This window comes from Salinibacillus aidingensis, assembly GCF_039522525.1.
GTDB classification, from domain to species: domain Bacteria; phylum Bacillota; class Bacilli; order Bacillales; family Alkalibacillaceae; genus Salinibacillus; species Salinibacillus aidingensis.
In genome coordinates this window covers 33,515-47,591 of record NZ_BAAADO010000003.1, presented here as the reverse complement: position 1 = coordinate 47,591, position 14,077 = coordinate 33,515, and the positions used below count along the sequence as shown (strand labels likewise).

The 14,077-nt window shown below is 39.2% G+C and carries 14 protein-coding genes; 3 read left to right on the top strand and 11 right to left on the bottom strand.

The window, feature by feature from the left end:
• Positions 1–2 precede the first annotated feature (2 nt).
• The 5 genes from ABD006_RS06960 to ltaS all read right to left on the bottom strand — a co-directional run bounded on the left by ABD006_RS06960 (position 3) and on the right by ltaS (position 5,036).
• Positions 3–836 (bottom strand): hypothetical protein, encoded by an 834-nt coding sequence (locus ABD006_RS06960; protein ID WP_343839135.1) that lies wholly within the window; start codon positions 834–836, stop codon positions 3–5.
• Complete coding sequence (locus tag ABD006_RS06955) at positions 833–1,522, bottom strand: ATP-binding cassette domain-containing protein (protein WP_343839133.1); 690 nt, start codon at positions 1,520–1,522, stop codon at positions 833–835. Before ABD006_RS06955 ends, ABD006_RS06960 begins: the two co-directional genes overlap by 4 nt.
• Positions 1,523–1,524: 2 nt before the next feature.
• Entirely contained in the window at positions 1,525–1,902 is a 378-nt protein-coding gene (locus ABD006_RS06950; protein WP_343839131.1) for a GntR family transcriptional regulator, read from the bottom strand.
• Between the two features lie 187 nt (positions 1,903–2,089).
• Positions 2,090–2,608 (bottom strand): CBO0543 family protein, encoded by a 519-nt coding sequence (locus tag ABD006_RS06945; RefSeq protein WP_343839129.1) that lies wholly within the window; start codon positions 2,606–2,608, stop codon positions 2,090–2,092.
• Positions 2,609–2,945: 337 nt separating this feature from the next.
• Complete coding sequence (gene ltaS / locus ABD006_RS06940) at positions 2,946–5,036, bottom strand: lipoteichoic acid synthase (RefSeq protein ID WP_343839127.1); 2,091 nt, start codon at positions 5,034–5,036, stop codon at positions 2,946–2,948.
• A 415-nt stretch (positions 5,037–5,451) separates the two neighbouring features.
• Here ltaS and ABD006_RS06935 point away from each other — a divergent pair, with 415 nt between their 5' ends.
• On the top strand, positions 5,452–5,664 hold the full coding sequence (locus tag ABD006_RS06935; protein WP_343839125.1) for a hypothetical protein: 213 nt from the start codon (positions 5,452–5,454) through the stop codon (positions 5,662–5,664).
• A 51-nt stretch (positions 5,665–5,715) separates the two neighbouring features.
• Positions 5,716–6,891, top strand: coding sequence for a GNAT family N-acetyltransferase (locus ABD006_RS06930; RefSeq protein WP_343839123.1), 1,176 nt, complete (start codon positions 5,716–5,718; stop codon positions 6,889–6,891).
• Between the two features lie 518 nt (positions 6,892–7,409).
• On the opposite strand, the gene ABD006_RS06925 is transcribed toward ABD006_RS06930, so the two are convergent.
• Complete coding sequence (locus ABD006_RS06925) at positions 7,410–8,600, bottom strand: DUF4317 domain-containing protein (protein WP_343839121.1); 1,191 nt, start codon at positions 8,598–8,600, stop codon at positions 7,410–7,412.
• Positions 8,601–8,649: 49 nt separating this feature from the next.
• Positions 8,650–10,056 (bottom strand): vWA domain-containing protein, encoded by a 1,407-nt coding sequence (locus tag ABD006_RS06920; protein ID WP_343839119.1) that lies wholly within the window; start codon positions 10,054–10,056, stop codon positions 8,650–8,652.
• 272 nt (positions 10,057–10,328) lie between these two features.
• Between ABD006_RS06920 and ABD006_RS06915 the strand changes: the two genes are divergently transcribed.
• Positions 10,329–10,550 carry a hypothetical protein gene (locus ABD006_RS06915; protein WP_343839117.1) on the top strand — a complete coding sequence of 74 codons (222 nt, stop codon included), beginning with the start codon at positions 10,329–10,331 and terminating at the stop codon, positions 10,548–10,550.
• Positions 10,551–10,597: 47 nt separating this feature from the next.
• On the opposite strand, the gene ABD006_RS06910 is transcribed toward ABD006_RS06915, so the two are convergent.
• The 4 genes from ABD006_RS06910 to ABD006_RS06895 form a co-directional block, all read right to left on the bottom strand.
• Positions 10,598–11,494 (bottom strand): fructose bisphosphate aldolase, encoded by an 897-nt coding sequence (locus tag ABD006_RS06910; protein ID WP_343839115.1) that lies wholly within the window; start codon positions 11,492–11,494, stop codon positions 10,598–10,600.
• Positions 11,495–11,915: 421 nt separating this feature from the next.
• Positions 11,916–12,497, bottom strand: coding sequence for a DUF4256 domain-containing protein (locus tag ABD006_RS06905; protein ID WP_343839113.1), 582 nt, complete (start codon positions 12,495–12,497; stop codon positions 11,916–11,918).
• 164 nt (positions 12,498–12,661) lie between these two features.
• The gene (locus tag ABD006_RS06900) at positions 12,662–13,348 is read right to left on the bottom strand and encodes a response regulator transcription factor (RefSeq protein WP_343839111.1); all 687 of its coding nucleotides are present in this window, start codon (positions 13,346–13,348) and stop codon (positions 12,662–12,664) included.
• Positions 13,345–13,950, bottom strand: coding sequence for a sensor histidine kinase (locus tag ABD006_RS06895; protein ID WP_343840244.1), 606 nt, complete (start codon positions 13,948–13,950; stop codon positions 13,345–13,347). Before ABD006_RS06895 ends, ABD006_RS06900 begins: the two co-directional genes overlap by 4 nt.
• Positions 13,951–14,077 lie beyond the last annotated feature (127 nt).

Genomic DNA, 14,077 nt, shown 5'->3' with positions numbered 1-14,077 from the left:
CCTTATACCGTTACCTTTTTCTTCAGCAGGAATCCACTCATCCATATGGAAACTGCCAGTACAATGATCCCCATTACAATTTCAATGACAAACAGTTCCATCGGATAAAAGAACCCATTTAGTACCAATTCTTGTAAGAGTACGGGGGAAATGAGAACAAGAATAGCCATGGCACTATAAAGCACACCCGCAATGATTCCTTTCCATTTAAAGCTTCTTTCCATTAAAATCGCAGTAAATAAAATGGCAACAGCCAGCAGTCCTGCTCCATAATACAAAACAAATTCAACAAAGCTGTTCGGAATAATAATCGTTAATTCCGGTATACTGGTAATTGTCTCTTTAACTCCCATATCATTCCGGAAATCATCAGGTACCATCCATTTCAATACCAATGCTTCAAAAGGTAATAAAATTAATTGAAATGCCACCAGTCCCAGTGTCATGATGAGTATATTTGAAATCTTGGCGAAAAAGATATTTAACCTCGTTGTTGGAAGCATTAACAAACGGTAAATAAACGTGTTTTTTCCAACCCAGTCACGGTACCAAACCAGAAAAATATAAAATGCTACACCAGCTGCACATAAAGCAATGGGTCCCAAAAACCATACGCTTCTTACAATGTGTGCAAAACTGATTTGGCCATAATCTGTTAAAAACTGTGCTTTCGACATTAGGTCTTCATTCATCTTTTCATTAGCCCTACCGAGATACTCTCTTGACTGTACAATCACCCCAGCCATCTGGACTACAAGGGTTATGCCCAGCAAAATGGTAAATAGTTTCACAACTCGGTTAAATTCAAAATTAACGAGCTTTAAGTAATTTTTCATCCCTGGTACACCTCTCTCATCACATCGATTACAGACATTCCGTCGTCTTCGCGTGCTTTTTCAGCGTCAAATTCTTTGGTAACCACCCCGTCATCCAGCAGCACAACCTTATCGATTAAATGTTCAATATCGCTTACTTCATGAGTCGTGATAATCACTCCTCTGTTTTCAATCAAGTGGCTTGTAAACACATTTGCGATTTCCTCACGACTGAACATATCTATACCTGAAAATGGCTCATCCATTAAGATATAATCCACATCTAAGGCCAAACCAAGCAACAGGTTTACCTTGGCTGTATTTCCTTTTGATAAGGAGGCAATCCGATCATCTTTATGTAATCTGAAAAAGCCTAATAGTTCCCTCGCACGTTCCATGTTCCAGCAAGTATAAAAATCATTCATAAACTCCATGGCTTTCTCTATAGTCATGTTTGGGAGCATCGTAAGTGCATCAGGAATAAAGGAAATTTTCTCAAATGTCTTTTCCTTAATCGGCTCTCCATCTAATAGAATCTCCCCTTTTTGAACCGGGGTCAGAGCCATAATTGCATTTAAAATCGTTGTCTTTCCTACCCCATTAATCCCTATCAAGCAGGTGATTTCACCCTTTTTCGCAGTAAATGACACGCCCCTAAGTATCTTCTTACGACCAAATTTCTTCTCAACCTCTTTCACTTCAATCATGTTTACGCCTCCCCATCACTCTCAAGGTACTTTTTTCTGACTAATTCAAGCAATTCATCCACAGGTACATTAATGGAACGAACGGATCCAACAAAGGTATCTACAGCTTCTATAATTAATTCATCTCTCACCCTTCCCAATATTTCTGTATCTGTCGTAATTTTACTCGGAAGATTTCGTTCTGTATAAATCAAACCCTGCTCCTCCATTTCCTTGTACGCCCGTTGCGCCGTATTAGGGTTCACCTTCAACCTGTTTGCAAGTTCCCTTCTTGATGGTATTTCCTCTCCAGGCTCCAGTTCACCAATGGCAATTTTCTCTTTGAAGTACCGTATGATTTGCAAATAAACGGGATCCCGATTGTTAAAATTCACACTCATCGAAACAACTCCTATACGACCATGAAGTAACTACCTCATTTTTAGTGTGTGTATTAATTGGTTCATACATCTAAGGTGTATTATATGCATAATACACCTGGTTGTCAATCCTGTGCTTAACTTTTTTAACCATTTATCTTTCAGGTCCTGTTATATACCACAGGACCCATCCGATGCAGACTCCAAATTAAAATAAAGTTATCCCCGTATAAACTCCCATTAAGAAAATGGTGACAATGACTACAATATGAAATACAATCCAGGCCCATCCGCCGTATCGGAAGGATTCATGAGACATCGGTTTTCTTAAATGAGGGGGGATCATTTTACTTCCTAACAATTCAAACAACAGGTAGTACCCCCATCGTAATGAATAGGAGTCCCATAAATCCCATTCTGGTCCAAATTTAAAGATCGGTGTAATCATTAAGACAGCCTCCGCAACCATCCCAATATGAACGATTCCCCAATAGAAAGGGATTTTCCATATCCACTTTTCAGGACTGAATCTCACTCCTAATAGTACAGCTAAGGGAAATGCTGTTGAAACCAGACCAATCGGCATAAGTAAATCACCATGCAATAGATTATTCGGAAATGAATACAGTCCTGACCACGTGAAAAGATAGCATAAAACATTTGCAGAAACTGCAGCAAATATATATAGAAGACCGTATTTCTTCCAGTCTAATTTTATAAAGTACACACACCCTAATCCCATTATAAAAATAGTTAGCAACATTCCAGCTTTGAGCAAAAGCATGTTCTCACCTGTGTTTTTGTCTTATCCTTTCCGGAATCGAACACGCTCATCCTTTTGATATGATTTTATAAAGTGAAACTTCCATCAGTGGGGGGTCTTTCCATCCCCCACTGATGGTTAGTTGAACTTATCAGGTTTTTACTGGCCGTTTATCCCCCACATAGTCTTGTTGGGTTACCCTCAAAACTTGAAGTGGGGGTATTACGGCCAGTTAATACGTGATAAAAAAACACACCCACAAAGATGTGGATGTGTTTTAGCTAATATGCGATCATGATCTTTATTGTTGCTCTTCTGCTTTTGTTTCGTTTTGATTTTGGTCTTCCTCTTCATAACCTTCTTCTTTGCTGCCTTCATTCTCACTGACATCTACCCTATTTTCATTTGAAGCTTTAGTATCATCTTCTAAATCTTTCACACCATCAGTATCATTAATCTTTTCATTTTCTTTTAACGTTGGATAGAAATAGTCTCCGGTATTTACAGGCTCCCACTGTTCATTTGGAGAGTAGAATCGAAGCAGATCTCCATTTAACACTTTATCTGAAAGCTCCAGCTCATGGTGTGCCGTTTCTTTCATATTTAACATTGATTCAGTAGGATCTGAAATTTTCTCTCCCGTTTTATTATTATAAAAAGCTCCATCTACATAACTGTATTTGTCAGTAATGAAGTCTCCATTACGGAATGGAACCATTTCCTTATGATCCTTAGAGAACATATCGGTACCAAACAGAATGTAATCCTGTGCGTCTATACCTAATAGATGTAACAATGTAGGCATCACATCAGTCATTGCCGTGTACTCATGATTAATTCCCTGTCCTTCAACACCAGGAACTTTGATGATAAACGGAACCCGCTGTAATTGTGCGCTCTTAAATGATGTAATTTTTTCTCCGGTAATTTCCTTCATAGCCCGATTATGATTTTCAGAAATACCATAATGGTCTCCATAAATCATAATCACGGAATCCTCGTATAATCCAGCTTCTTTTAGATCTTCAAAGAACTGTTTTAAAGCTTCATCCAAATAGCGGGCAGTCTGGAAATAGCGGTCAACAGATGGATCACCTGTTTCTGCCGGTGCAATGGTCGCATCCTCTTCATCAATCAAATAAGGGTGATGATGGGTTAAGGTCATCATATGCGCATAAAATGGTTTTTCCATGTTTTTTAAGTATGGCATGGACTGTTCAAAGAATGGTTTATCTTTCAGACCGTAGTTAATGACATTTTCCTTACTCATGTCGTAATAGCTATCATAGTAAAATTCATTGACACCCAGACTTTTATACATATTATCCCGATTCCAGAATGACTTTCCATCCCCATGGAAGACAGCGCTTGTGTAGCCTTGACGCTGATCCAGAATAGCCGGAAGTGCCTGGAACGTATTGTCTGCTTTTGTTGAGAATGCAGACCCATTTGACAGTCCATATAAAGAGGTATCCGTAATTAATTCCGCATCAGCGGTCTTTCCCTGTCCGGTCTGATGGAAGAAATTATCGAAATACGTGAAACTCTTACTCTCATCGTGCACCAATGAGTTTAAGAAAGGTGTAACCTCTTCTCCATGCAACTTATAGTCAATAAGAAAAGACTGGAAGGACTCCAAGTGAATCTTTATAATATTTTTCCCTTTAGCCGCACCAAACAGTTTTTCATTAGGCTGGGCATATTTTGCTTTGGTATAGTTTTGAACTTCTGTAATATCATCACTATCTGCCAAAACTCTCTGGGTTGAGTTTTCTATATTCTGGGCAGCATCATAGAGGATAAAGTTATACATCCCCAAATACTTCACCAGATAATTCCGGTCAAAAGTCCGCTCCAACAGCTGTGGACGGTCATCTTCGGCTAAACTCAGGTTCACACTAAACACTACAAGACCTGTAGCTAATACAAGCAATGGTTTACGCAATTGCAAACGTTCAAATGTCCAGTTTGGTTTAAATTTCTTATAAAGGAAAATTAAAAGGACTATGTCAAACAGATAGAGAATATCATAAGGGGCCATCAAGTTTAAAATACTGCCGCCAAGACTTCCAAAGTTATCTGTCTGCATTAATGTAGCGAGTGTAATAAAGTCACTGTTAAATCGATAATAAACAACATTTGAATACAAAATGAAGCTCATAATCGCTTCAACGATAATGATTCTTCTTCCTATTTTATGTCCTTTTGAAAATAAGGCAAGACCAATAAAGATCAATCCTGAGCTAAGTGGGTTAAAGAATAGCAGGAACTCCTGCATAGATCCACTTACACCAAGAGTAAATTCAGTTTTATATATAACATACGTTTTTATCCAGAAAATAAATACAGCAATTGAGAAGAATCCCATTTTAGAGGACAATATCTTCTTCATTTTTTTCACCTCATAGGCTTATAATTTAATAGCTTCATAAAACATGATTTTATATATCCTTCGTCGTGAAGTCAACTTTTTTTCGTTTTTTAGACTGATAGATTTTAACAGCAATTTATCCTATTTTTGCCATCGACAGTTCATCATAAGAATCTATGTTCAAGATTAACATATATTCCATTATACAACGAATATATATTATATATAAAAAGTAAATTTTTGTAAACCTGTTTAGCTAAAAATGAGATATTTTTCATAAAAAATTCATGACTCCTGGCTTGTCTTAAAGTACATCCTCCATTTGAAATCCCTTTTCATTCATCATTTATGTTTTGCCTATTACACTGGTATTTCCTCTTACATATACTATGGATAATTCTGAATGATATGTCATTGAATTGATGAGGTGAAAGCGATGCCGTGCCTGCCGGGATATCGTTATTGTGGCCCGGGCTGCAGAGGTCCGGGTCCCCCCGTTAATGCGCTTGATTATTTTTGTATGCAGCACGATGCCTGTTATCAGAGGGGTGGCCATAGAAGATTTTGTGATGAAGTATTTTTAGATCAATTGCGCCCATACACACCTGAAATTCCCGTTCTTCATATCATTTATGTCAGTGTATGGTAAAATAACCCCTAAGTAAGCGTTTGAGCAATACCTATAGAAGGAGGTTCTATCTTGAGTAAGATACATAAATTGTCAGTTGAAGATTTTGAAGAGATTTTTGAACTTTCCCAATTTGCCTTTCAATACAATTTAAGTGAGGAACAATTAAGTAAAAAGAAGGAAGAAGCTAAGCGGCACATCATATGGGGATGGAAGGATCGTGAAGGTTTGGCGGCTAAATTGCACCTCCTTCCATTAAACTGCTATATCAATGGAAAGAACTTTAAGATGGGAGGAATTGGCGGGGTTGCCACGTGGCCGGAATATCGCAGACAGGGAATGGTAAAGCAATTACTTTTCCACGCTTTAAACCATATGAAGGCAAATGGCCAGACAATCTCGTTTCTTCACCCTTTCTCCTTTCCTTTTTACCGAAAATACGGCTGGGAATATGCTTTTAATGAAAAAACGTATACGATTCTTACTGAGAAATTTAAAAAGAACTGGGAAATAAACGGTTTTGTAAGGCGTATCAAACAGGATATTCCCTTACTTAATCAGTTATATAACGAATACGCAGAAAACTTTAACGGGATGCTCAATCGAGACGAGAAATGGTGGAAACAGCGTGTCTTAAAGGATGAATATAACATCGCTGTGGCCTATAATAATCAAAAAACCCCTGTAGGTTATGTGATGTATGTGGTAAAAGATGAGATCATGAATATCGGGGAAATGGTATATAGCCATGTGGCAGGACTGAGACAATTACTACATTTTATTGGCAATCATGACTCCATGGCCAAAAAGGTGAAAATGGTTGTTCCTGAAAATGACCTCCTTCCCCTTTTCATTGATGAGCCACGGTTTGATCAAACTATCAACCCATATTTTATGGCACGAATTGTTGATGTCCAAGCCTTTTTAAAAAGTTATCCTTTTGATCGTACCTCCAAAAACGTTTTGCTTTCTCTGGGGATTATGGTTGATGATGAATTTTTCCCGGAAAATACAGGGACTTATATCCTGAACTTATCCAAAGATACCACCAGTGTGACATTTAGCCACTCCCAGATACAGCAGCCTGCCATTTATTGCTCAATACAAATTTTAAGCAGTATGCTGTTGGGCTTTAAACGCCCCATGGAATATTATCTTGCAGGTTTATTGGATGGAGATGAAAAAGCAATTGAGCAATTGGAAATGATTATTCCAAAGCGGCAGACTTATCTCGCTGATTTCTTTTAACACGATATCCTCAGTTACTGAAGGAAAATGGAATGAATTTAGCTAAGGGATGCCCATTCAGCATCCCTTATTTTGTTGTACTATTGCATGCAGAAAAAAGCACTGATTAATTACGTCCACCTCTGGAATTTGATTTCCCTTTTCCTCTTCTTTGTTCAGCAGGTATTCGATCCTTATCGTTTCTTTGCTTCTTCGGTGCATGTGAATCTTTAACCATGTTTTGCCCCTCCATTGATGATCTTATGGGACTGACGGTCTAATCTTAGGTCCAATAGAAGTTGGACATGTGTCCCAACAATATCAGTCTTAGTCTGTCCATTAAAAGCAGCGTTATTCTCTGATGATTAATGTGGTTTATGTGAAGGAAATCTCACTAGTTAATCTCACTAGTCGCTGTGCGCTGCAGGCGAACGTAGCTTCTAATGATTTCTTAATCACAAATAGTCCTGGACAAGAAAACAAAGGCGCAAGTGTGGACATCAATTCTCGGTTTGAATTCACTTATGAGGGCGTGCTGCTTACTCTGTATCTTCCGGTGCCTTTTTGAATAAAGCCTCCGGGATCATTTCAAAGCCATCTATCACAGTATTTTCTTCAACTTCAATCATTAAGTAAAGCTTTCCATTTACGTCAACCTGGCGAACATAACTAAGGTCTTGCGGACTTATGGAAATATCCGCTACCTTTGTTTTGATTTTGATTGATTTTGAGTCATATTTCGGAATGATGTTACTTGCCTTCAGCTCATACTTTTCATCATCAACAACGCTCTTAAAGGCTGTTTCCAGCCTTTCCTCATTTATATTCTCGACTCCGCTGCTCTTTAAAACCTTTTCAACATCTTTGTAATCTAATTTCGGGGTATCCTCTTCCTCATTTTCTTCCAGCACACGGTGAACCTCTTCGTAAACATTGGACAGGGTGGACGTATTCATTTGTTCCCCGGCTACGTTCTTGACAACTTCCTCAAAAACAAATTTCTCTTCCTCTGCTGTGATTACTTCTTCTGCATTTATGACTTCCTCAATAAAATGTTCATTCATATCAGCGTCTTTCCCGGCTGAATAAAGGATGTAATTAACATCTGACGCATTGTCTGTAATGGTGGGAAACAAAAATCCAGAGATGGGAGCTTTCAGATCGATAACGGGATCAACTGCAATATTATACTTAAATTCCTTCTCCACATAGTCAAACAGCAGTTCTTTTTTCGGATCCTGCGTTTGGTTCACACTGCAAAGAATAAAAGGATGGGAATAAACCGTGTCCCGTTCACTTTCTTCCGCCTCGTCATTGCGTTTTTTCATTGGCTTCATGTATTCGCCGCGGATAAAGGTTACAACAATATCCATTTCATACTGCTTATCCTTTAGCATTTTTTCTACGATTTGAAGCATTTGATTCGTCCAGTCTTCAGAGGTTTGACTAAGCATTCCCTGATGAAGAATGAGCTGACTGCTGTTTTCCGCATCACGCTGGAATTTAAGTTCAAATAGTTTCTGGTCGAGCTGACCGGTTAGGACCTTTTTAAAGTTATTCATAAATAGTTCCTTCTGTTCCTCTTCCAGCATTTCAAAAGGCATGCTTTGATAATGATAAACCTCGCTGGACTCTTTCATAATATACACATTAAAAATTTCACTAATCGTCAGTAGGTCATTATTTACTTTAAATTGTTTACGAATATTGGCGATGTCTTTCTTGTTCAATGATGTTCCTCCTTGATGTGGTGCCTGTCACCACCCGAATTTTGTCGAATTACCACAGGTCGCCTTGTTCATCTTTTTTTCTGCTCATTTCTTCTTTCCATTGATCTACGCGTTCCCTGATATCATCGGCGATTGCATCGACTTCATCCAACTTTTCTGACCTTAACTCCTGAAGTTCATCAAATCGAAGGCTATAATGTTCTGATATTAAATCCCTTAATTGATCGACGACTTCATCGGAAACCAATTCTTCCTCCTGTAAAATCGACACAGCCTCATCATATCTCTCATTTTCCTTTTTTACCAGTGCTCTGATTTTATCATGATCCACATCATACTCATCATATTTGTCTAAAATTTCCCATGGGCCTGGCGCTTTCGTATGAGCCCATGCTAAGTCAACCCGGGAAGGCAGCCATTCATATTCAATGGTTTCCTTTAAATCGTCTGCATGATCCGCAGAGTAATACTCACCATTTCCAGCATCTGAGACAGTTTTCAGTTGCTCTTCTGCATCTTGATCTACATTAAAACCGATAATATTTACCTTACGATGATCATTATCTTCAACAAATGACTCGGCGGATGCAACCGGATCTCCATCACAGGTCTCGACCCCATCGCTTACAATATAGACTGTTATTTCACCTTTCATCCCTTTACTCATTTCGGCGGCTTTATCAATCGCACCAGCTAATGGTGTCCATCCCTTACTTTCAAATTTATTCAGCGATGCTCCAAATTCCTCTTTGTCATAGGGACCCATCTGATAAATTTCCTCAATCCCCTTACAGGATTTTTGTTTATCGGCGTCAGCTTCTGAGCCTTTATGTCCATAAACAATCAGGGATACATCCTGTTCCTGACCGATTACATCTGCAAACTCCTGAACGGCATCTTTGGCAATATTCATTTTCACTTTTCCATCGACCTTTAACAGCATGCTGGAGCTGGCATCCAATAAAAGGATAGCTTTTCCATTTTCAGCGATTTTCCCTTCCTCTTCTTCATTTGCCCGCTTTGCACCGGGTAAATCGGGCGCTGGAAATTCGGGCTTATAAGCTTCGGCTGTCTCTATGGCTGAAGCATAATTTGGTGTACCGAGTAATTGTATCAAGGCATGTTCCAGCTTCTCCGGGTCCTCTGTCTCAGCGGCTATTGTTTCTAACTGACCTGTCAGCTCCTGTTTCTTTTCAGACATAAATTCTTCTACATTCATGTCCAGTTCCTGCTGTACAGACAGCTCCTCCATTAAAATTCCACCAGTCTGATTCTTCATGCCCTCCCTGGAAGGATCCACAGCGGAAAGACCGGAGATGTCGAGTAAATCGTTCTCCTGACTCTGCTGATTCTCAGCTCCTGTCTTTGCATCTGACTTGTTCTGTGATGCATCATCTTTACTGCAGGCAGATAAAGCAATAATGAAACAGAATAATAGCAAAGCAAACTTTTTCAATCCCTACACACCCCTTATAACGGCAATCTTTTACAATTAACATTGATGCTATTTCATTAAATGGTCAATATTACCAAATAACTAAATCGATGGAGAGTGTGTAGGCAGAATGCACTACAAGATGCTTTAGTGCTTTAGTGCGATGAGGGACAGTCCCAAGGAAGTACTGGGACAACCTTTAGACAAGATTCTTGTTATATCGGGGTATTCTCATCATAAGATGTCTATATAAGGGACTTTATTTATATTCATAAGGTGGTGTGTGCATAGACATGAAGAGATTGTATAAAGGGCTGATCGGTGCGTTGATTGGGGCTTCTACAGCTGGTATGTGGTTAGGATTGGATCTAGTTCTGCCCGAACCATACGGGGACTATCTATTATTCGGACTCATGGCTGCGGTCAATGGGATTATCGGGTGGCAGATCTTTTACGGGGTGCCTGCCACCACCCGAAATCGGTCGAATGTTGTCGAAAAAAATCCTCACAAATGACAGTTCATTTGTGAGGATTTTTGACCTTTTACTCTGAAAGGCTTTTATTAGTTATTTTTATTTACAGAAGCGTCATAAATGGAATCAACAGCTTCTTTTAATGTAGTGTTGAACTCTTCGTCAGACTGATTAACTCTTAATTCTGCACTAAGAGCTCTGGAGAAGCTTGCGATTAGCCCTTCGTTATCCTTAAGCTTTTCGTTTGCTTCATCACGGGAATATCCGCCAGATAGAGCAACAACACGGACAACCTGTGGATGATCGATGAGCTCTTTATAGTGATTTGGATTTGTTGGAATGGAAAGCTTCAGCATAACAAGTTCATTTTCATTTAACTGGTCAAGATGCTTTTTGATTTCCTGTTTTAAGATTTCCTCGGATTGTGCTTTATCGGCACTGTTAATGTCTACCTCAGGCTCAATAATTGGAACAAGTCCGGCATCAATAATCTTCTGACCAACTTCAAATTGCTGATCGACAACTTCTTTAATGCCTTCTTCGTTTGCTTCTTTGATTACAGAACGCATTTTAGTTCCGAACATTCCACGCTCATTGGCTCTCTTCAGCGTTTCGTCCAGGTCATGAATAGGTTTCATTTTCTGAACACCATTAGATTCTTCAGCAAGACCTTTATCCACTTTAAGGAATGGTACAATACCTTTTACATTTGCTAAGTAATCGCCAGTATATTTTCCTTCGATTTCGCGATCCATGGTCTGCTCAAATAGAATAGCGCCAAGAATCTTCTCAGGATCAAAGGCTGGTGCTGTAATAATTCGAGTTCTCATCTCATGTACAAGATCAAACATTTCGTCCTCAGTTGAATATTGATCTTCTGTCACTCCATACCCAGCAAGTGCTTTTGGTGTACTTCCACCACTTTGGTCAAGTGCAGCAATAAAGCCTTTTCCGTTTTTCATTCTGTCTAAATGTTTTTCCTGCATTTATTTCACTCCTATCAATCATTACATTACTAAGTAACATACATCAGAATTATAACATTTTTTCGGCGCGATAAGGAACTTTTGATATATAAAAGAGTATTCCGATAATTCACTAAACATATAGTCCTCATATCGTAACCGATGGATGCGGTACCCCCGGGTATTTTCCCGTCTGCATGCCATTTTTGTCTCTTCACAAGGCAGCATTTTTTATTAGTATGTTCCATTCCGCAAAATAAATGAGCAATGGACTTAAAAATTTCTACTATATCGAAAAGCCTGAGCGTATTCTTTTTTTCTCTCTGTTCCAGTAGGTTACCCGCTTGTCCAATTCAGGGTTGTCAGCTGCAAACTCTTATGTTTTCTAAAATCTTTATAAGTTATTTTCCCGTCATTTGATTTTTTAAACAGCCCTGTAAATTCAAACCCTCAGCAACCCGCGAAATCCTCTCGAGCTATAGTACGACGAAGCACCATTGTGATACACGAAAACATGTCCATAACGGAAGTCACAAAAAAGTGCACCGCCGAGTTCTCTGATATCAGATGGTGTTCGTACCCAGCTCGAAGTTTTCTTATCAAAATCCTCCAGATCCTGCAACGTACGATACTGTTCTTTTGTTAAAAGTTCAATGCCCATCTCAGCAGCCATATCCATTGCGGAATTTTCCGGTTTATTTTTTTTCCGGGACTCCAATGCCTCACGATCATAACAAACACTTCTCCGGCCTTTAGGACTTTCCGTTGAACAATCGCAAAATATATACTTCTCCGTCTTTTCATAATACCCAATTACATCCGGTTCACCTTCCGTTCTTTCCATTTCATTAAGTGACCACAGTTTATCGGGATTCCCTTCCAGCCTTTCCTGGATTTGAGCCCAATCAAGTTCCTTATGCCGGTGCATATTCTTCTCAAAGCGTGCCTGTAATACTCGGAGTAATTCCTCCCGCTGTTCCAAAGACAGCTCCTTTTGATTGTTCCCGTCATTTTTCTGTGTCATGTGCGATTCCTCCTTTAAATTCAGTACCTGATATCAAAAAATCTCAACCAGATAGATTCTTTACAAACCGTTCTATAAAATCATAACAAGTATCACCATTTTAACTTAATCCTTCTACAAGAAAAACGAAGCTCCTGTGAACTTCGCTTATGTCATTCCCCTTTTTATTTTTTAAATCGATAGCCTACCCCCCATATCGTTTCAATATACGTAGGGCTGGCGGGAGATTCCTCTATCTTTTCCCGTATTTTCCTTATATGGACCGTGACGGTGGTTATATCTCCCAACGAGTCAATGCCCCAGATTCGCTCAAATAATTCTTCTTTAGTAAACACACGATCAGGATTTGACGCCAGTAAAACTAATAAATCAAATTCCTTTGCCCGCAACTCTTTTTCCTCTCCATTGACATAAATCCTTCGTGCACTAAGGTCCATATGCAGTCCTCTCATACGGATCTCATCTGGTTCAGGATTTCTATTTACAAGTCGATCATACCTGGATAGGTGAGCTTTTACCCTTGCAACAAGCTCACTCGGGTTAAAAGGCTTCTGGATATAATCATCGACACCACGATCAAACCCGCGAATTTTATCAATGTCCTCTTTTCGCGCTGTCACCATTAATATCGGGATATCGAGTCTTTCCCGCAGTTGCCTGCATATATCAAAGCCATCCACACCCGGCAGCATTAAGTCCAGAATGATAAGGTCATAATCCTTCTCTTCTGTCATCCTTACTCCTTGTTCACCAGTTGAGGTAATGTCACAGAGATAGCCATTCACTTCCAGATAATCTCTTTCCAGTTCAGCAATATCCATTTCATCCTCAACAATCAAAATCCTTTTCATGATGACACCTTCTTCAAAGTAAAATAAACGCTCGTTCCTTCTCCAGGTTCACTTTCAGCCCAAACGTGGCCACCATGCTCTTCAATGATTCTTTTAACGATAGCCAGCCCAAGTCCACTGCCTCCTGTTGAAGAATTTCTTGATGCATCTGTTCGGTAAAAGCTTTCGAAAAGGTGAGGGATATCTTCCTCAGCGATTCCACTTCCATTATCCTTTATTTCAACCCTGACCTGCTGAGACTGGTTCTCAGATTCTAAATGGACCCTGATTTTTTTACGATCCTTATTGATATATTTTAAGCTGTTTTGAACGATATTAGTGACAACTCGTCTAAGCTGCTCCCGATCTGCTTCCACCAGGTAGGAATTATTTTCATTCGCATGCAGGGTTGCCGTCCCCCCTTCTTTTTCTAAATCAAATGCCAATTCATCGATAAAATCAGCAAAATAAGAATATAAATCTACCTTCTCCATTTCTAACGGTATTTGTTCGATATCCAATTTGGAATACTGAAAAAGACTATCGATAAGAGTATCCATATCGCTGGCTGCTATTGATGGTTTCCAAGATGATTTCCTCCTTGTTTTAAGCTCTGTAATCATCACTTAAATAAACCACCTGGAGGGATTGTTTCTTAACGAAGGATTTTTTAAAAGCTCAAAGCATACATTAGAGCTTTCTGCTATGAAATCCTGATCCAATTAAGCATTATTAATAAATAAAGCGACT

What these genes read in the sequence shown, in the direction of transcription:
- ABD006_RS06905 (WP_343839113.1), bottom strand. Translation starts at nt 12,497, where the DNA reads ATGACACAGAAAAATGACGGGAACAATCAAAAGGAGCTGTCTTTGGAA.
- ABD006_RS06935 (WP_343839125.1), top strand. Translation starts at nt 5,452, where the DNA reads ATGCCGTGCCTGCCGGGATATCGTTATTGTGGCCCGGGCTGCAGAGGT.
- ABD006_RS06955 (WP_343839133.1), bottom strand. Translation starts at nt 1,522, where the DNA reads ATGATTGAAGTGAAAGAGGTTGAGAAGAAATTTGGTCGTAAGAAGATA.
- ABD006_RS06910 (WP_343839115.1), bottom strand. Translation starts at nt 11,494, where the DNA reads ATGCAGGAAAAACATTTAGACAGAATGAAAAACGGAAAAGGCTTTATT.
- ABD006_RS06950 (WP_343839131.1), bottom strand. Translation starts at nt 1,902, where the DNA reads ATGAGTGTGAATTTTAACAATCGGGATCCCGTTTATTTGCAAATCATA.
- ABD006_RS06900 (WP_343839111.1), bottom strand. Translation starts at nt 13,348, where the DNA reads ATGAAAAGGATTTTGATTGTTGAGGATGAAATGGATATTGCTGAACTG.
- ltaS (WP_343839127.1), bottom strand. Translation starts at nt 5,036, where the DNA reads ATGAAGAAGATATTGTCCTCTAAAATGGGATTCTTCTCAATTGCTGTA.
- ABD006_RS06895 (WP_343840244.1), bottom strand. Translation starts at nt 13,950, where the DNA reads ATGATTACAGAGCTTAAAACAAGGAGGAAATCATCTTGGAAACCATCA.
- ABD006_RS06960 (WP_343839135.1), bottom strand. Translation starts at nt 836, where the DNA reads ATGAAAAATTACTTAAAGCTCGTTAATTTTGAATTTAACCGAGTTGTG.
- ABD006_RS06915 (WP_343839117.1), top strand. Translation starts at nt 10,329, where the DNA reads ATGAAGAGATTGTATAAAGGGCTGATCGGTGCGTTGATTGGGGCTTCT.